This window comes from Stenotrophomonas sp. DDT-1 (assembly GCF_001580555.1).
GTDB classification, from domain to species: Bacteria; Pseudomonadota; Gammaproteobacteria; order Xanthomonadales; family Xanthomonadaceae; genus Stenotrophomonas; species Stenotrophomonas sepilia.
In genome coordinates this window covers 77,895-95,352 of sequence record NZ_LEKR01000007.1, presented here as the reverse complement: position 1 = coordinate 95,352, position 17,458 = coordinate 77,895, and the positions used below count along the sequence as shown (strand labels likewise).

Annotated in this window: 14 protein-coding genes and 1 pseudogene; 3 read left to right on the top strand and 12 right to left on the bottom strand. The window is 67.6% G+C overall.

Annotated elements, in window-relative coordinates:
• Positions 1-230 precede the first annotated feature (230 nt).
• From AB839_RS05630 to AB839_RS05590, 9 genes are all read right to left on the bottom strand, one after another.
• Positions 231-1,886: a CsgG/HfaB family protein gene (locus AB839_RS05630; protein ID WP_061478619.1), complete on the bottom strand. Its 1,656-nt coding sequence runs from the start codon at positions 1,884-1,886 to the stop codon at positions 231-233.
• Between the two features lie 16 nt (positions 1,887-1,902).
• Positions 1,903-2,580, bottom strand: coding sequence for a hypothetical protein (locus tag AB839_RS05625; protein ID WP_005415096.1), 678 nt, complete (start codon positions 2,578-2,580; stop codon positions 1,903-1,905).
• Positions 2,581-2,678: 98 nt separating this feature from the next.
• Positions 2,679-3,779 (bottom strand): hypothetical protein, encoded by a 1,101-nt coding sequence (locus tag AB839_RS05620; RefSeq protein ID WP_061478618.1) that lies wholly within the window; start codon positions 3,777-3,779, stop codon positions 2,679-2,681.
• On the bottom strand, positions 3,770-4,966 hold the full coding sequence (locus AB839_RS05615; RefSeq protein ID WP_061478617.1) for a hypothetical protein: 1,197 nt from the start codon (positions 4,964-4,966) through the stop codon (positions 3,770-3,772). Before AB839_RS05615 ends, AB839_RS05620 begins: the two co-directional genes overlap by 10 nt.
• Before the next feature lie 106 nt (positions 4,967-5,072).
• Positions 5,073-6,335 (bottom strand): sigma-70 family RNA polymerase sigma factor, encoded by a 1,263-nt coding sequence (locus AB839_RS05610; protein ID WP_061478616.1) that lies wholly within the window; start codon positions 6,333-6,335, stop codon positions 5,073-5,075.
• Positions 6,336-6,380: 45 nt separating this feature from the next.
• Positions 6,381-6,737, bottom strand: coding sequence for a DUF1428 domain-containing protein (locus AB839_RS05605; RefSeq protein ID WP_032128771.1), 357 nt, complete (start codon positions 6,735-6,737; stop codon positions 6,381-6,383).
• A 22-nt stretch (positions 6,738-6,759) separates the two neighbouring features.
• Positions 6,760-7,170 (bottom strand): VOC family protein, encoded by a 411-nt coding sequence (locus AB839_RS05600; RefSeq protein WP_005415091.1) that lies wholly within the window; start codon positions 7,168-7,170, stop codon positions 6,760-6,762.
• A 33-nt stretch (positions 7,171-7,203) separates the two neighbouring features.
• Positions 7,204-7,626, bottom strand: coding sequence for a VOC family protein (locus tag AB839_RS05595; RefSeq protein WP_061478615.1), 423 nt, complete (start codon positions 7,624-7,626; stop codon positions 7,204-7,206).
• 67 nt (positions 7,627-7,693) lie between these two features.
• The gene (locus tag AB839_RS05590; protein ID WP_061478614.1) at positions 7,694-8,107 is read right to left on the bottom strand and encodes a YciI family protein; all 414 of its coding nucleotides are present in this window, start codon (positions 8,105-8,107) and stop codon (positions 7,694-7,696) included.
• Positions 8,108-8,728: 621 nt separating this feature from the next.
• Here AB839_RS05590 and AB839_RS05585 point away from each other — a divergent pair.
• Positions 8,729-9,136, top strand: a complete 408-nt coding sequence (locus AB839_RS05585) for a YciI family protein (RefSeq protein WP_004153945.1) — start codon at positions 8,729-8,731, stop codon at positions 9,134-9,136.
• On the opposite strand, the gene AB839_RS05580 is transcribed toward AB839_RS05585, so the two are convergent.
• Entirely contained in the window at positions 9,114-11,195 is a 2,082-nt protein-coding gene (locus tag AB839_RS05580) for a gluconolaconase (RefSeq protein WP_061478613.1), read from the bottom strand. The two genes, AB839_RS05585 and AB839_RS05580, sit on opposite strands and share 23 nt — an antisense overlap.
• Before the next feature lie 166 nt (positions 11,196-11,361).
• Here AB839_RS05580 and AB839_RS05575 point away from each other — a divergent pair, with 166 nt between their 5' ends.
• A complete protein-coding gene (locus AB839_RS05575) occupies positions 11,362-12,882 on the top strand; it encodes a tetratricopeptide repeat protein (RefSeq protein ID WP_061478612.1) in 1,521 nt (506 codons plus the stop codon).
• A gap of 97 nt (positions 12,883-12,979) precedes the next feature.
• Here the strand turns inward: AB839_RS05575 and AB839_RS05570 are convergent, their stop codons facing one another.
• Both AB839_RS05570 and cycA read right to left on the bottom strand, forming a co-directional pair.
• A complete protein-coding gene (locus AB839_RS05570) occupies positions 12,980-13,756 on the bottom strand; it encodes a lytic transglycosylase domain-containing protein (RefSeq protein ID WP_061478611.1) in 777 nt (258 codons plus the stop codon).
• A 310-nt stretch (positions 13,757-14,066) separates the two neighbouring features.
• Positions 14,067-15,439: pseudogene (cycA, locus tag AB839_RS05565) on the bottom strand (D-serine/D-alanine/glycine transporter).
• Positions 15,440-15,667: 228 nt separating this feature from the next.
• Here cycA and AB839_RS05560 point away from each other — a divergent pair.
• Complete coding sequence (locus AB839_RS05560) at positions 15,668-17,278, top strand: EAL domain-containing protein (RefSeq protein WP_061478610.1); 1,611 nt, start codon at positions 15,668-15,670, stop codon at positions 17,276-17,278.
• Positions 17,279-17,458 lie beyond the last annotated feature (180 nt).

Below are 17,458 nucleotides of genomic sequence, written 5' to 3'. Positions count from 1 at the left end.
AATCCTTCTGGAGTGTAATGGGATTCGGCAGGGCTGCGCCCTGCGCCTGCCGAAACAACGGCAACAGCCGAAGCAACAGCAGAAGCGGGTTTCCTGAGGGTAGGCGGGGTGGGTCCGGCTGCTGTTGGTGGGGTGTCGACCTTGGTCGACACGAACGGAAACACGAAGGGGGCAGATCCCTTTCCCGGCAGGAAAGGGCTCTGACCCCATCTGTGTGTTGCTTGGGCGTGTTACCAGTTCGGGTCTTCGGCCGGGGCGGCAGCAGGCTTGGGCTTCGGCTTGGCCACCGGGCGCGCGGCGGTAGCCGGTGCTGCCGAGGCCGTTGCGCCAGCAGCGGCGGCAGCCGGCTTGCTGCCCAGCTTCTGGCGCAGTTCGATCTGGCCCGGACGGAAGCCGCCGCGCATCGCGTCGACGCCATCTTCGATGGTGCCGTACGAGGTCTGCGCAGCCACGCGGTCGATGCGGATGGTGCAGCACGGGTGTTCGCTGCGGCCCAGCGAACGGCCAGTCTGTGGGTCCTTCAGTTCCTCGCCCAGGCGCACAGCCTGCCAGCGCTGGCCGGCCTGCACGGTGTCACCGCCCTGGCTCAGCACCACCTGGTCACCGTCCACCGACACCACCGATACCGGGAACAGGGTGGTGACGATGCTGGTGCCGATCTGGCCGGACAGCGACTCCATCATCGCCGCCGCCATGTTGCGGCCGTTCACCACACGCGGCAGGGTGCTCGGGCCGGTCGAGGCCAACTGGTGGTCGAAGCTGTCGGACATCACCACCTGGCCGGTGGTGGCGTTGACCAGGCGCAGGGTGATGCGGCCGCCACCGGAGTATGAGGTCACCTGACGGTCGGACATGCGCAGGTTGCGCACGCTGCGCGGGTACTCGAAGCGTTCGATGGTCGGGATCAGGATCAGGTCGGTCGCCAGCTGCTGGCCGACGCGGGCAGTGTCCTGCAAACGCACGTTGCCGCTGTTGATGTGGTCGATCTCGGCCTGCAGTTCGTCGCCGAACTCGCGATCCAGCACGATGAAGCGCTGGGTCTGGGTCAACGTGTCGGACAGGCGTGCGCGGATCGCGTCGGCCACTTCATCGGCGCTCACACGGCCGTCGCCCACGGCATAGCTGCCGGCCTTGGTACGCGGCAGCGCGACCACGATCTTCGGCTTGCCCTGCTCGTCCGGTGCGCGGTACTGGGCGATCTGGGCACGCACGCGTACCTTCCAGTAGCTGCGCATGCTGCGGTGGGTCACGTCGGAATCGAACGAGCTTGCGCCACGCTTGGCATCGACGCTGACCTTCTCGTCGTAGCGCTCCTTGACACTGGCCGAGGCACCGCCGCCCTTGGCCGTGGCTTCGCCAGAGGCGCTGGCAGAGGCCGAACCCTTGAAGCTCCAGCCTTCATCGCTGGCGCGCACGCGGGCGATGGTTTCCTCGTCCAGCTGCCGCACTTCGTCCTGCGACAGGATTTCATAGCCCAGCACCGCGCCCTGCGAGCCGGCGATCATCTGCTGGGTGAACGCGTCGGCGCGGATATCGCCGACGTGTTCATCATCCACGTCCACATGCAGGCCTGCGCGCAGGCTCTGCATCTGGCTGGCCACGCGTACGCCGTTGACCTGCGCCACCGCCGACTGCAGCGCCGCCAGCACCGCCAGTTCCGGGGTGCTGCCGATGCCGTCGGCCTCGCGCGCGACCTGGGTGGTGCCGCCGAAATCCGGCGTGCCACGCAGGGGCGCGGCTTCCACCGGCGCATTGCTGGCCAGTGCACTGGTTGCCTTGTCCTTGGCGGGTGTGGGCGCATCGGCGGCCGGGGTGTCCTGCTTGCCGCAGGCTGCAAGCAGCACGGCAGCCAAGCCCAGGCCGATCAAACGGGAGGTCGTACGCATGGGGTTGATCCTCGGATCAGATCGAGTCGAGCATCGAATCGGCGTTCGACGGCACCTTCACCTTGCTCTTCTTGGCGAAGGTCACGGCCGACTTGGTCGAGCCGTACAGGCCCTGGATGAAGCCCGGCGATTCCTTGGCCACCCATGCACCGGCAGCCAGCTTGCGGCCGACGGTGGCCATCTGGGTGGCGCCCAGGTTCTTCATGCCGGCGGTGAAGTTGCTGGCTTCGCCGCCCAGCTTCTGCGCTTCGGCAGCCGACGCCAGCAGCGAGACCAGGCCTTCGGCGTAGTGCTGCTTGGATTCAGCGTTCAGCTCCGGCTGCGCGGCCTGGCGCTCGTCGATCGCGGCCTGGGCGGCTTCGCTGACCGACACCGACTTCTTCATCGCATCGACGCTGACCGAACCCGACGACAGCGCCTGGCGCTCGGCTTCCAGCAGCTGCACCTGCTCGGCCAGGCCGAAGGCACGGGCGAACGAGGTCTGGGCCTGCAGCGAGTGCGACTGCGAGCTGACGAAACGACGCACCAGTGCTTCCTGCGCGGCTTCATCCGGTGCGGCGGCGCTGGAGGCGCTGCTGCTGGAGGTACCGGTGGCGGCGCCGGCCAGGTCCTTCAGCTTGCCCAGGCCAGCGTGCGCCGGCATCGACAGGGTGGCGGCCGCGATGGCCAGGACAAGAGCGGTATTGCGGATCATGTGAGAGTCCTTTGGGAGAGACGGCCGCGGTGCGGCACGTGGGGAATCGGTAACCCCGGTGGATGCCGAGCGCGCTCGGTACCCACCGGGGTGGCGGATCAGCGGACCGCCTTGACGTTCAGTTCGTTGATCATCTGCTGGGCGGCCTTTTCGGCAGCCAGCTGCAGGGCATTGGTACGGGCCACGGTTTCATTCGGGCCGGTACCGGAGAACTGCACCGGGCCGACCGACGACACGGTGCGCGGGAAACGACCGGTCACATCCAGCACCTTGCCGGTGACGGTGACGAACACGCGGGTGTTGCCACTGGCCGGATCACGGTCGCGCATGCCGATGTCGAGGGTGCCGACGGCGATGTACGGAATGTTGGCCGCACGGATGCCGTTGGCGGTGTCGCGCAGGGTGGCCGGGGCCAGGTCGTTGCCGGTGCTGAAGTCCTTGCGGATGCGCTCGATGCTGAGCAGGCCACGCGACTCGCCTTCCACGTATTCGGCTTCAACCACTTCGTAGCCGGCGGCGCTGAAGGCCCCGGTCATCGCGGTGTTGACCTCGGCGGCGTTGGCCACCTTCCAGGTGATGTTGTCGGCGCGCGCGGTGGTGCTGCCGCCGCTGGTGACCGACACCGAACCATTCTGGTTGATGCTGCCGTTGGTGCTGACCGAGTTGCCGCGGAAGCTGTCACCCTCACGGGTGTTCTCGCTGTAGCTGCTGCTGGCGTCGACGCGGCGGTATTCCTTGTCCTGGAACGACTGCACGGTGTCCTGCGAGCGCGCCATGAACAGGAAGGTCAGCAGCGAGCGCTGCGCGGCGGTGGCACCGGCCACGGCCGAACCCGCATCCAGCTTGGTCTGCAGCAGGGTGGTGTTGATCTCGGCACGGACGGTGACGGTGTAGGTCTTGGCCTTCTTGTCTTCGGTGTCCGACAGCGGCACGGCACTGAGCACGTAGCGGTCGATCTCGCCGATGAACTCGGCGCGACGCGCTTCGAACAGGCGCAGCTTGGCCGCACCGGTTTCGGCGATGTACGCCTCCAGGGCATTGACCTTGGCCTTGTTCAGGGCCTGGGCACGGGTATCGGCACTCAGGCGCAGGCCGTAGCTGGCCGAGCCGGTGCCGCGCGAACTCGCGGTCTGTGCAGCGACCGGCGAGGCCACCACCAGCGCGATGAGGATGAGCAGGATGGTACGCATCAACGACATGACTTGATCAACTCCTGGAGGGCTTGGGTCTGCTGTTGCAACGGGCGGCCGCCCGGCTTCTGTTCGTCCAGCCAGGCGCGCGAATCGGCACGCTTGGCGGCGGCGCCGGCGAAGGCGTCGAGCCCGGCCAGCAGGGTTTCGTAGCTGGCCGACCACTGGTCGACCTGCCACTGCGTGGCCGGCACCACCTTGGTGGCGCCCTTGCGCAGCGGCTGTTCGAAATAGACCTTCCCCGAGAACGGCTCAGTCACCCTGGCGGTGAAGAAGGCGCCGAACAGCATCGTCTTCATCGCCGGGGTTTCCTGGATCACGCCGTTCTTCAGCGCATCGACCTGCAGGTTGATGACGTAGTCGGGCTCGGGAATCTTCAGCTGGTAGACCTTGCCGTCGGCAAAGCGGGCAGCCATCGCGCCACCGATCGCCTGGCCCGAGGCCGGCGGCAGCAGCCCGACGCCGGTGTTGGACGACAGCGTCTTGGACAGTTCATGGGCCAGGGTGGCGCGCAGCGGCGCTTCCCACTTCGGGTCGGGCAGCTTGGCGCGCACCGCGTCGGACAGCGTTACACCACCGACCTGCAGACGGCGCACCGCCGCGTCGGGCAACCTGGCCTGGGCAAGGCTGGCCGCCAGCACCTGCGACAGGCTGGTATCGGCCCCGCCATACAGCAGATCGGCGACGATCGCGTCGATATCGTCGTTGTCCGGTCGGTAATCCTGCACGTCGATGCGCTGCAGCGTGAGCGGATAGGACGCGATCACCTGGCGCTCGCGGAAGTCGAAGAACAACGCCTGCAGCGCCACTTCCACCAGCACTTTGTACTGGTCACCGATCGGCTCGACCGAGACCAGTTCGCGGTCCAGCGCGGCGGCCAGCACGGTGGCGCTGGTGGTGCCGTCGAGCATCGCCACCGGCTGGTCGATCAGCTCCAGGTGGGCCGGTGCGCGGCGCTTGAGCGACTGCGCCAGCGTCTGGTTCAGCGGGACCAGGCCACGCCGTTCCAGCACCGCATGCGCATGCGGGGTGGTCGCCTGCACGGCGGCAGCATCAGCGGTATAGGCAAAACCGGCCCAATAGGCCTGCTGCGATTTGTCCGCGGCCTGCACGGCCATCGGCCATACGGCCAGGCACAGGGCACAGGCAAGCAGGCGCGCAAAAGCGCGCGATGCGCTCTTCGTCCTTGAATACATCCAACCGCTCCTCGGTCAATACGCACGGAACGCGGGCGCTGATGCGTCCGCTGGGCGCGAAACATAGCCGCTAAGGCGCGCGGCGACAAGTGCTGTCCTTGTCGGCTCAGTCCGTGGGGGGCAGGCCCGCCCGTTGCCGCAACAGTCCGCGCTCGGCCTGGTTCTGGCTGAGCCGAGCCGCCTCGCCAAAAGCGTCACGCGCATCCTGCTCGCGCCCCAGTGCCTGCAACAGCTCGCCACGCACCACCTGCAGCGGCGCGTAGTCACGCAGGCGCGCGTCGACCAGCAAGGGCTGCAGCTGCGCCCAGGCGGCAAAGGGACCGTCGCTGCGCAGGATCGCCACCACCCGGTTCAATGCCACCACTGGCGAAGGCTGCACCTGCAGAAGCTGTGCATAGAGCGCAGCAATGCGCGGCCAATCGGTATCCTCGGGGCGGCGCGCCGCTGCATGGCAGGCCGCAATGCGCGCCTGCAGCACGTAGGGATCGTCGCCACCACCCGCGGCCAGCGCACGCGCCAGCACCTGCTGCCCACGTTCGATCTGCAGCCAATCCCAGCGTGCGCGGTTCTGCTGGTCCAGCAGCACCGGCACGCCCTGCGCGTCCACCCGCGCCGCTGCGCGCGAGGCGTGCAGCTCCATCAGCGCCAGCAGGCCCAGTACCGGCGGCACCGGCAACCGATGGGCCAGGATGCGGGCCAGCCGCAGCGCTTCCTCGCACAGCGCCGGGCGCATCCAGTCGTCGCCGGCGCTGGCCGCATAGCCTTCGTTGAACACCAGGTAGATCGCCTCCAGCACCGAGGCCAGGCGCTCCGGCATCGCCTCCGCGCGCGGCACTTCATAGGGCACCTGCTTCTGCGTCAGGGTGCGCTTGGCGCGCACGATGCGCTGGGCGATGGTCGGTTCCGGCTGCAGGAACGCGCGCGCGATCTCCACGGTGGTCAGGCCACCGAGCAGGCGCAGGGTGAGCGCCACGCGCGCATCGGCCGGCAGCACGGGATGGCAGGCCACGAACATCAGCCGCAGCAGGTCATCGCCCAGGTCGTCCTCCAACGCCTGGCTGTCATCGGGTGCCGGCAGCGCCGCCGGATGCAGTTCCTCGCCCCATTGCGCGTGCTGCTGAGCCACGCGCTGGTGCTGGCGCAGCACATCGATGGCACGGTTGCGCGCGGTGGTCATCAGCCAGGCTCCGGGGTTGTCCGGGATGCCCTGCTCCGGCCAACGCTCCAGCGCGGCCAGCCAGGTGTCCTGGGCCAGTTCCTCGGCACGGCCGACATCGCCACCGAGCAGCCGCGCCAGGCGCGCGATCAGCACTGGCGACTCCATCCGCCAGAGGGTTTCCAGACGCTGCGTCAGTGCGGGCTCGAGCATGCGCCGATCACAGCACGCACGCCCGGCCCGCACAAGCGCCGCAGCTCACGCTTCAACAATCGGCTTGAAGCCGCCCCAGAACATGCGCTTCGTATCGAACGGCATGTCCTTCGGGCCCAGCGACGCCAGTCGCGGGTCGGCCATCACCTTTGCGTTGATGCGGTCGCGTGCCGCGCGCGAGCGGAACACCACGAAGGCGACGATCACCGTCTCGCCCGGTTTCGCCTTGACCGCGCGCGGGAACGAGGTGCTCTTGCCCGGTTCCACATCGTCGGCCACGCATTCCATGTACTGCAGCGCGCCATGGTCCTTCCACACCGCGCCGGCCTTGCGGGCAAGGCGGCGGTAGGCCGCCACCTTGTCCTGCGGGCACGGCAGCACGTAAGCGTCCACGTAAGCCATACGGATTCTCCTGCGGCGGCCGTCAGCCCGGCTCGCCATCCATGTGTGCGATCTCCCAGAGATGGCCGTCCAGGTCCTGGAAGCCACGCTGGTACATGAAGCCGTAGTCGCGCGCCGGCTGCGGTTCGCTGGCGCCGGCGGCCAGGGCCTTGTCCACCAACTCGTCAACGGCCTTGCGACTGGGTGCCGAGAGTGCGTTGATCACTTCGGTGTGGGTGTGCGCGTCGGCAATCGGCTTGTTGGTGAACTGCTGGAAAAAGGGCTGGGTCAGCAGCATCACGTAGATGCTTTCGCTGATGACCATGCCGGCCGCGTCGTCGTTGGTGTAGGTCGGATTGAAGCTGTAGCCCAGCGCGGTGAAGAACGCCTTGGACTTCTCCAGGTCCTGCACGGGCAGGTTGACGAAGATCATCTGCGGTTGTGGTGCACTCATCGTTGAAGCTCCTTGTGGATGACAGAGGCGGGATCAGGGCTGCTTCATGCAGTTGACCATCCACGGCTTGCCGTAACGGTCGATCAGCATGCCCCAGCGATGTGCCCAGAACGTTTCGCCGATCGGCATCTGTACCTGGCCACCTTCGGCCAGCGCGGCGAACACGCGTTCGGCTTCTTCGATGCTGTCGACATCGACATTGATGGTGGTCGAGCCTCCCTCGCCACCGCCGGGGCCGTCGGCTGCCATCAGGATGGCGTTGCCGATCTCGAGCTGGCTGTGCGCGACGTGGTCGAGGGTTTCCGGCGGCATTTCGTTGCAGCCCGGCGAGCCATCGGAGGGCGGCATGTCGCGGTACTTCATTTCCGAGGTGACCTGGCCACCGAGTGCCTTGGCATAGAACGCCATTGCCTCGTGGGCCTGGCCGCTGAAGCCGAGGAAGGGAATCAGTCTCATGGCAATACTCCGTTGTGCGGTTCAGGGTGGTAGTGCCGGGGCGTGCCCGGTTGGGAGAGGAATCGGGTCAGCCTTCCAGCTGTGCACGCAGACGCTGTTCCTGCTGCTGTAATTCGGGGGTGAAGGCTTCACCAAAGTCTTCTGCGGAGATCAGGGGACGCAGTTCCAGCGTGCCGCCCTCGCCGAACGGCGCACGGCTGGCCCATTCAACGGCCTCGTCCAGCGACCGCACCTCCCACAGCCAGAAGCCGGCGATCTGTTCGCTGGCAGGACCGAACGGACCGGCCTCGACCCTGGGTGCCCCAGCGCCGAAATGAATGCGACGGCCGCGCTGGGTGGCGTGCAGGCCTTCACCGGCCAGCATGATGCCGGCGGCCACCAGTTGTTCGTTGAAGGCGCCCATTTCGGACAGTTCCTGTTCGCTGGGCATGCGGCCGGCTTCGGAGTCGGCGTTGGCCTTCACGATCACCATCACTTTCATTTTGGTCTCCCGTGGGACGCGTGGTGCGTGCCCTTCACTGGGTACAACGAACCAGGGGACTGGGAATCGACACGTCTGTTGGAATTTTTTTTCTTCCGCGGAAAGCACGCCTTCGGCGGGAGTCGGCGAACGGCGGAGCCCCTCCGTGGTGGGGTGGGTTGGTCGCTGAAAGCTCGGTTCATGGGTTTGGCCCGGCCCTGGACAGTTTCCAGCCTCCGGTACCCACCACGGGAAGATCAAGAGAAAAGGCAACAGCAACAGCAATGGCGGTTGGCTGGCGGGCTCGGCTTTGCGAGCGAAGCGACCCGCTTTTGCTCTTGTTGTTGATTTCCCGTGGTGGATCGGCCGCCGGAATCTGTCTGGGGCCGGGCGGGTGGGGTTGGCGGGGTATCCGCGCCATGGATGGCGCGGCTAAGCCTCCAGGGACGGATTCACGGCGTCCCCGCCAATCCCACCCGCTCGGCCCACCCTCAGGAAACCCGCTTTCAGCGACCAACCCCACTCCACCACGGAGGGGCTCCGCCGTTCGCCGATCCCCGCCGAAGGCGCGCTTCTGCGCTGCAACATGCCCGTGCGCAATCCTGCGCGATCATGGACCCCCGCCCCCGCCAGGACCATGCCATGCAGCAGTACCTGCTTCTGATCTACATCGAGCCTGCCCTGCTGCAGGCCCTGCCCACCGAAGAATTCAACGCGCTGATGCGCGACTGCCTGGCCCACGCCGACAAGCTGCAGGCCGAAGGCACCCTGCTGGCCGCACAGAAACTGCAGCCGGTCGACACCGCGCAGACCCTGCGCGTGCGTGATGGCCACAGCCGCGTACTGGATGGCCCCTTCGCCGAGACCCGCGAACTGCTGGCCGGCTTCAACCTGATCGTCGCCCGCGACCGCGACGAAGCCATGCGCATCGCCCGCGATTTCCCGTGGGCGCGCTTCGGCAGCATCGAAGTGCGGCCGCTGGAAGACATGGACGCCGAGCGCGAACGCTGCGGCGCCCCGGCTGCGGCTATGGCAGCAGCCGTACCCTGATCTCGCGCGGGCCGACGCCTTCGTTGCCGCTGTAGTCGCGCACGCTGGCGCGCACGACGTACTCGCCCGGCGGCAACGCCGCCGGCTGCCAGCGTCCGGTTTCCATCAGGCCATCACGCACGGTGTTGGTGGCCAAGTAGCGGAACCGGGTCACCGCGCTGCCATGCACGGTGATGCCGCTGTCCGGTGCGTAGGCCACGCGCACTGCTTCCCGCTGCGGCGGCATGCGGTTGAACACGATGTTCCAGCGCGGCTGCTCGTAGCCCTGCAGCGGTTGTCCCGTAGCATCGAGGATCTGGTAACCCACCTGGTACATGCCCAGGCGGCGGCGTGGCAGATTGTTGTCGACCTGGTCCCAGGCCTCCACCACGATCTGCACGCCACGCCCCTGCCGCGCAACCATCACCACGCCACCGCTGCCTGCGGCCATCGGCTGGTCGTTGTCGTCCAGCAGTGCTACATCAGTGATGCGCGGTGCGAAGTGATCGGCGTAGTTATGGAAGCCAAGCGCCACCGCATTGGTCTCGAACCCCCCGGTGCCCACCGCCAGGTGCACGTGCGCCTGGTTGTTGATGCTGCCCAGGCGGTCACCCACGTGGATGCGCATGCCACGGCGCACGCGCATCCGCTGCAGCTTGCCCTGCTCGTCGTACAGCGCCTGCCAGCGCGCGTCGAACGGCACGTCGCGCGGGGTGCGGCCGACGCGCATGTGGATGTACTTGAGGCGGTCCACCGCAAGGCCCTCGGCCTGCTCGCCCAGGTTCCAGGCCGCCACCGGGCTGCTGATCTTGCCATCGGCAATCGCCAGCACGGTCTGGCCCACATCACCGCGCACGTCGAAGCCGCCATGCAGGTGGTGGCGGCTCTCACCGCTGAAGTTGCCGCGCACTTCGCCCAGGGTGCCGACCACTTCGTGCCAGCCGTCCTGCGGTGCGAGCGGCCAACGGCCCCCCGTCTTCGGCAGCGCGGCATCAGCGGCCGGGCCGACCAGTGCCGGTGCCGGCAGTTCGCCCACCGGCAGCGGGCGCAGGCGATGCAGGCGGTAGCCTGCGGCGTCGGCCACCAGCACGCTGCCATCGGCATCCATCGCCAATCCACTGGGGCGGGCCAGGCGCGGCAGGCGACCATTGCCGACCAGCGCGATCTGGTGGCCCTGCGGCGTCACCTGCACGATGCGGCCATCCAGATCACCCACGTACAGCACGCCGTCGTGGGTGGTGGCCAGCGACAGCGGCCCATTGATCACGCCACCGGCGGCGACCACGGTGCTGACCGTGCCATCGGCCCCCACCCGGCGCACGGCGTTGTTGAACAGATCGGCCACCAGCAACGCACCCTGCGCGTCGAAGGCCAGCGCCACCGGCGTATCGAAACGCGCAGCGGCGCCCACGCCATCGGCAAAGCCTGGCCGATCACCACCAGCCAGGGTGCGCACACTGCCATCGGTACCGATCACCCGGATGCGGTCATTGAACGTGTCCGCCACGTAGACCTGGCCCTGCGCGTCCACCGCAACGCCCATCGGTGCATCGAAGCGGGCCTGCGTGGCCGGGCCGTCGGCGTGGCCCTGTTCGCCACCGGCCAGCGTGGTCACCTGGCCATCGGTGCCGATGCGGCGGATCGCATGGTTGCCGGTGTCGGCCACGTACAGGTTGCCCTGCGCATCGCCGGCAATGCCCGAGGGCGTATTGAAGCTGGCCTGCAGCGCAGGACCATCGACACGGCCCTCACCCTGCCCGGCCACGGTTTCAACGCGGCCATCGGGCAGGCGGCGGCGGATCCGGTTGTTGTCACCGGCATCGGTGAAATAGACACTGCCATCGGTGCCGCGCAGCAGTGCATACGGGTCGGCGAAGCGCGCCTGCGCGGACGTACCGTCGCGGTCGCCGGGGTGACCATCGCCGGCCAGCGGCTCGATCTGCGCGGTCCAGGCCAGTGGCGTGGGCACCGGGCCGGCAGGGCCGGCCAGCGTTTTCAGCGGGGGGTCCCACCAGGTTGCAGCCAAGCCCACCGCCGTTGCCAACGCCACCCCTGCCGCCATCCATTGCCACCGTGCCATCGTGTTGCGCTGCCTCTGCCTGCCGCTTGAAGAGGCACCGACAATAGACGCTGCGCGTGCGATCCGCCACGGCCGATCATGCGGCTGAAGGCCAGATTCGCTTCGTCGTGCTTGTCCTCGCTGGCCGTAGCAGGTTCAATGCGGTTCCCACGGATGGAGATTCTCCATGCCCCGCGCTCTCCCCCTCACCGCACTGCTGCTGGCCGCATTGGCCAGTGCACCCGCCTCCGCTTCGATCACGGTGGCCCCGCAGAAGCCATCGGCCACCGCCGATGCACTACACGCGGCGTACGCCACGCGCTGGGATGAAGCCATCCAGCAGGCACGCGGCGGCAACACGCTGGGTGCACTGATCAGCATGGAGCGGCTGATGGAGGATCCTTTGCTGGACGACTTCGATGCCGAGCGTCGCGGCCGCGCCTCGCAGGTCGCCGGCTGGACCGCTCTGATGCAGAAGAAGCCGGATCAGGCCCGCCGCTACCTGCAGCGGGCGCAGGAGGCCCTGCCGGAGGATGCACAGATCCTGCTCACCCTGGTGTCGGTGGAACTGTCGGACAACCAGCCGGCCGCAGCCACCACCTTGCTGGTGAAGGCACTGCAGCACGCCGACGCGCCCCTGCCGATCGATCACCACGCGGTCAACTACCTGCAGTACCGCCTGCGTGACCAGCCGCAGAAGCGCATGGACCTGCTGCAGGCGCTGTTTGACAACGGCTGGAAGAGTGGCGGCCTGGAACCCACCGGGCTGTGGCTGGCGCTGGCCACGCTGCAGGCCGACAACGGCCGTGGCGCCAGCATTCCGGCCACGCTGGCGCGCATCGACAGCCCGGCCGAGATCATCCGCCTGCGCAGCGACAAGCGCTTCGATCGCTATGTCGATCGCGGTGATGCGCGTTTCGATCCAGTGCAGGCGGCACAGCGCCACCTCGATGAACTACGTGTTTCCGGCCTGCTCGACCGCGCACTGGACGCGCGCATGGCCGAGTTCAGCACCACCTTGCTGATGCTGGACCGCAACGAGGAAGTGCTGTCGTTGACCGAGGGCATGGCCGCTGCCGCCAGCAACGGCGAATCGCCTGCCGCCACAGAAGCGGAATGGGTGGCCTGGCTGCTCAACAGCCGGCTCACCGCACTGCGCCGGCTGGGCCGCACCGATGAGGCACTGGCCACGGCGAAGCAGGCCGCCCGCATCGGCGCGCTCGGCCCGGATGGTGTCGAGCACCAGATGAATGTCGGCTTCGTGTTCAGTTCGCTGGGACGTATGCAGGACGCTGCGCAGGCAGTGAATGACATGCCGGGCCTCGCCGGTTACGGCAAGGCCGCACAGGCGCTGCTGCAGTTCGCCGCGGCCCGCGAGCGCGGTGATGCCAAGGCGCGCGATGCAGCACGCGCGGTGATCCTGGCCCAGCGCGACGATGCCCGCCTGTTCCACCGCGAAATGCTGCTGGAAGAAGGCGACCTGGACGGTGCCGCCGCTGTGCTGATCGAACAGCTGCGCTCGCCGGTTGAACGCGGTGAAACCCTGGCCAGCCTGCAGGACATGCGCACCTATCCGTCATTGCCGGGCGATGTGCGCATCGATGCCGCGTGGCGTGCACTCAAGCAGCGTGCCGACGTGCAGGCCGAAGTGGCACGCGTCGGCCGCATCGAGCGCTACGACCTGGTCAGCACTTCCACCTCGCGCTGAGCGGCTTTTGTGTAGAGCCGAGCCGATGCTCGGCTGCAATTGGCGCAGCCGAGCATCGGCTCGGCTCTACAACGCCACGTGCAGGCAGCACCGTCCGCTAGCGGGCTGGCACTTCGGTGCGGATGCCCATCGCTTCGCGGTAGCGCGCGTACAGCGCCATCACCTTGTCCACATAGGCCAGGGTTTCGGCGTAGGGCGGCACGCCCTTGTAGCGGGTGACCGCACCGATGCCCGCGTTGTAGGCAGCCGCCGCCAACGGGCGATCGCCGTTGTAACGGCGCAGCAGCGCGCGCATGTAGCGCGCGCCGCCCTCGATCGACTGCTGTGGCGAGAACGGATCGCGCACGCCGTATTCCTGTGCGGTCTCCGGCATCAACTGCATCACGCCCTGTGCGCCCTTGGTCGAGACCGCTAGCGGATCGAAATTGCTTTCGGCATGGGCGATCGCACGCAGCCAGGCATCGTCGACGCCGGTAGCTTTGGCCGCGGCCTTGAACTGCCTGGCGTGCTGCGCGAGCTGCGGCTTGCCGACCTTGCCCAGGCCCTCATGCGCCGGCTCGCCCGGCGGCGTGGCCACGGTGAACTTCAGGAATACCCGCGAGCCGGGCAGGTTGCGGGTGGAATAGACCAGCACGCCGTCCTGCTCGCGCTCGTACAGCACACCACTGAACACGCCCATGTTGCCCCACAGGTTCGGGGCCTGGATGGCGTTGTCGTCGATCTCCTTCGGCGTGCACCGCGATCCCGGCTCCGGTGCGGTGGCCAGGCTGACGGTGTTGCCCTGCACGCAGCGATAGACCGTGCGCGCGGCAGCCATCCCGGGCCACAGGGTGGGCAGCAGCACCAGTGCAAGCAGGAGAGGTCGATGGGACATGGCGGCCGGATGATCCGGCCGCGCCCGCGAATGTTGGGTGAACGGGGGGCGGCAGGGCTGCGCCCTGCACCTGCAGAGGCCAGATCAAGAGCAACAGCAGTTGGCTGAAGGATGGCGGGGTGGGTCCGGCTGTGGGGGACGCTGCAAGTACGTCCATGTAAGCTCGGTCGCCGCATCCATGCGGCTCACGCCCCCACAACCGGACCCACCCCGCCTTCGACAGTTCCCAGCAGCTGGCGGTAGATCCACGCCATGCGTGGATGAAACTCTCTGGAGACGATGGATCAATCGATGGAACGGAGACGTTGGATCACTTCGCGGCCTTCCGGCGCACCCAATACCCCGCGCCCAGCAGCACGAACCACACCGGGCTGGCGATCAGCGCCTGGCGGGTGTCGCCCTGCAGGCTCAGCAGCACCAGCACGGCGGCGAAGAACACCAGGCAGGCCCAGCACATGGCAACGCCGCCGGGCATCTTGAAGATCGAGGCAGCGTGGCGCTCCGGGTAGCGACGGCGATAGGCCATGTAGGCCACCAGGATCAGCGACCAGACGAAGATGAACAGCACCGTGGCCAGCGTCGTCACCAGGGTGAAGGCGGTTACCAGGTTGGGAATCAGGTAGATCAGCAGCGTGCCGCCCAGCAGGCACAGGCACGAGAACAGCAGGCCACGGGCCGGCACCGCAGCGCGCGACATTTCGACAGCCCGCGCGGAGCGTGGCCCTCTTCGGCCAGGCCGTACAGCATGCGGCTGGTGGAGAAGATGCCACTGTTGGCCGAGGACGTGGCCGAGGTCAGCACCACGAAATTGATCAGGCTGGCGGCGGCGGGAATGCCGGCCAGCACGAACAGCTGCACGAACGGGCTCTTGTCCGGCACCACCTGGCGCCACGGGGTGACCGCCATGATCGCGATCAGCGCCAGCACATAGAAGATGATGATGCGCACCGGGATCGAGTTGATTGCCTTGGGCAGGTTGCGCTCGGGGTCGGCGGTTTCGGCGGCGGTGGTGCCGACCAGCTCGATGCCGACGAAGGCGAACACCGCAATCTGGAACCCGGCGAAGAAGCCGACCAGGCCCATCGGGAACATGCCGCCGTCATTCCACAGGTTCGACAGCGACGCGGTGTGGCCGCTGGGCGAGGTGAAGCCCCACGCCACCAGACCGGCGCCGGTGATGATCAGCGCACAGATCGCCACGATCTTGATCAGCGCGAACCAGAATTCCATTTCACCGAACAGCTTCACCGTCACCAGGTTCAACGCCAGCAGCAGCATGACGCAGGCCAGCGCCGGTTTCCAGGCTTCAAGCCCCGGGAACCAGAACTGTGCGTAGGCGGCAATCGCGATCACGTCGGCAATGGCGGTGACGATCCAGCAGAACCAGTACGTCCATCCACAGAAAAACCCGGCCCACGGGCCGAGCAGGTCGGTGGAGAAGTCGATGAAGGATTTGTACTGCAGGTTGGACAGCAGCAGCTCGCCCATCGCGCGCATCACGAAGAACAGCATCGCGCCGATGATCAGGTAGACGAAGACGATGGACGGGCCAGCCAGGCTGATGGTCTTGCCCGAGCCCATGAACAGACCGGTGCCGATGGCACCGCCGATGGCGATCAGTTGCAGGTGGCGGTTGGACAGGCTGCGGCGCAGGTGCTCGGGGGGCGTGGCGGGCTCGGTCATGGGCGCGGGAAGGGGCGGGCGAAGCGTTCGACGGTAGTCCTCCGCGGCGCCGAGCGCCAGCGCCAGACGGCCCCATTGCGTCAAAGCAGGCCGCTTTCACCACAATGTGACCGAATACCGTATTGATCCCATTCCGCCCGGCCCGGTGCCATGCTGAGATAGCCGCATCTGCCCAAGGACCGGCCCGACCATGCGCCCTGCCCCGCCCGCCCCGCTGGAGCCCCGGCCATGAGCCGCCTGCGCGTCATCATCGGCGGTACCGCACTGGCCCTGCTGGCCGCTGCGGTGCCGATCGCGGTCATGGCCTACGCCACCTGGGACCGCGCGGTCAGCGTCGAACAGCAGCGCCTGCGCGACATCGCCGATCGCACCCTGCGCCGCTCCGACCTGTCCTACCAGGAGGCGCTGGCGGCGCTGAAATCCGCCGAAGCCGGTGCCTACGTGTCCTGCAGCCCCGAGCACATCCGGCGCATGCAGACCCTGGTGATGACCACCCCATCGATTGACCAGATGGGCTACTTCGAAGGAGGCAAGCTGCGCTGCACCTCCTGGGGGCCGTTCCTGTCGGATGTGGATCAGCCCAGGCCGGACCACGTCACCAGCGACGGCGCCGGCATCGCAGTGGACGTGCGCCCGGAAATCAGCGGGCGACGCCAGGTGCTGGCGATCCTGTATGGGTCCTACGACGCTCTGGTGGACCCACGCCGCTTCGTCGATGTCATCGCCGACCCGAATGTGCGGCTGGCACTGGCCAGCCCCGATGGACGCCTGCTGGCCAAACAGCCCGGCCTGGATCCGGACCTGCTGCAGGCACTGCTGCGCGACCCGGGCGAAGGCCTGGACCACACCACGCTGTTCGCTACCGCGCGCAACGAGGAATGGCTGGCCGTCGCCACTACACCGCGCACCGCGCTTGCCGCGGCCTTCCGCCAACAAGCCTGGCTGTACGTGCCGGTGGGCCTGCTGCTGGCCGCCGCCGGCGCCGGGCTGGTGATCTGGCTGTCGCGGCGTCGCCTCTCCCTGCGCGGCGAACTGGCTACCGCCATCCGCCGCCGCGAGCTGTACCTGCATTACCAGCCGATCATCGAACTGGACACCGGCATCTGCGTCGGCGCCGAGGCGCTGGTGCGCTGGCAACGCCCGGATGGCACCCAGGTGCGCCCTGACCTGTTCATTCCGCTGGCCGAAGAGGCCGGCATGATCGCCGACGTCACCGACCTGGTGATCGAGAACGTGGTGCGCGACATGCTGCTGGTCGCCGACCGCAGCGCGCACATCGCGATCAACCTCGCCGCCGAAGACATCAGCAGCGGTCGCGCCCTGAAGATGATCTCCCGGCACATGGCCGGCAGCGGCATCCTGCCGCAGCAGATCTGGATGGAGGCCACCGAACGTGGCTTCCTCGATCTGGACCGCGCGCGCACCATGCTCGCCGCCGCCCGCCGCGCCGGCCACAGCGTGGCCATCGATGATTTCGGGGTCGGCTTCTCCAGCCTGCAATACCTGCAGCAGCTGCCACTGGATGCGCTGAAGATCGACAAATCATTCATCGATGCGATCGGTACCGAAAGCGCCACCAGCCCGGTCACGCCGCACATCATCGACATGGCCAAGGAGCTGGGCCTGTGGGTGGTGGCCGAGGGCGTGGAAACCGAAGCGCAGCTGGCCTACCTGCACAGCCGGCATGTGGAATTCGGACAGGGCTGGCTGTTCTCGCGGCCACTGCCGCGCGATGAGTTCGTCGCCTTCCATCAGAAGCGGCAGCAGCAGTACGGCGCTGCACGCGAACACATGCAGAACCCGCGCAGCGTGCCGATCGAGCGTGAGGGAGTGGAATAGGACGGCGAACGGCGGAGCCCCTCGTGGCGGATCGCGCCCGGTGGATCCATCAGGTGGGGCGGGTGGGCAAGACCGGGGTTGGGCCTCCTGCCCAACCCACCCACCCGGCCAGGGGCACATTGCGGCGGCGTTCCGCCACGGAATCAACGGAAGAAAGCGAAAGCAAAGGCAAACGCGGGT

What these genes read in the sequence shown, in the direction of transcription:
- AB839_RS05595 (WP_061478615.1), bottom strand. Translation starts at nt 7,626, where the DNA reads ATGAGACTGATTCCCTTCCTCGGCTTCAGCGGCCAGGCCCACGAGGCA.
- AB839_RS05625 (WP_005415096.1), bottom strand. Translation starts at nt 2,580, where the DNA reads ATGATCCGCAATACCGCTCTTGTCCTGGCCATCGCGGCCGCCACCCTG.
- AB839_RS05605 (WP_032128771.1), bottom strand. Translation starts at nt 6,737, where the DNA reads ATGGCTTACGTGGACGCTTACGTGCTGCCGTGCCCGCAGGACAAGGTG.
- AB839_RS05580 (WP_061478613.1), bottom strand. Translation starts at nt 11,195, where the DNA reads ATGGCACGGTGGCAATGGATGGCGGCAGGGGTGGCGTTGGCAACGGCG.
- AB839_RS05585 (WP_004153945.1), top strand. Translation starts at nt 8,729, where the DNA reads ATGCAGCAGTACCTGCTTCTGATCTACATCGAGCCTGCCCTGCTGCAG.
- AB839_RS05630 (WP_061478619.1), bottom strand. Translation starts at nt 1,886, where the DNA reads ATGCGTACGACCTCCCGTTTGATCGGCCTGGGCTTGGCTGCCGTGCTG.
- AB839_RS05575 (WP_061478612.1), top strand. Translation starts at nt 11,362, where the DNA reads ATGCCCCGCGCTCTCCCCCTCACCGCACTGCTGCTGGCCGCATTGGCC.
- AB839_RS05570 (WP_061478611.1), bottom strand. Translation starts at nt 13,756, where the DNA reads ATGTCCCATCGACCTCTCCTGCTTGCACTGGTGCTGCTGCCCACCCTG.
- AB839_RS05590 (WP_061478614.1), bottom strand. Translation starts at nt 8,107, where the DNA reads ATGAAAGTGATGGTGATCGTGAAGGCCAACGCCGACTCCGAAGCCGGC.
- AB839_RS05610 (WP_061478616.1), bottom strand. Translation starts at nt 6,335, where the DNA reads ATGCTCGAGCCCGCACTGACGCAGCGTCTGGAAACCCTCTGGCGGATG.
- AB839_RS05560 (WP_061478610.1), top strand. Translation starts at nt 15,668, where the DNA reads ATGAGCCGCCTGCGCGTCATCATCGGCGGTACCGCACTGGCCCTGCTG.
- AB839_RS05615 (WP_061478617.1), bottom strand. Translation starts at nt 4,966, where the DNA reads ATGTATTCAAGGACGAAGAGCGCATCGCGCGCTTTTGCGCGCCTGCTT.
- AB839_RS05600 (WP_005415091.1), bottom strand. Translation starts at nt 7,170, where the DNA reads ATGAGTGCACCACAACCGCAGATGATCTTCGTCAACCTGCCCGTGCAG.
- AB839_RS05620 (WP_061478618.1), bottom strand. Translation starts at nt 3,779, where the DNA reads ATGTCGTTGATGCGTACCATCCTGCTCATCCTCATCGCGCTGGTGGTG.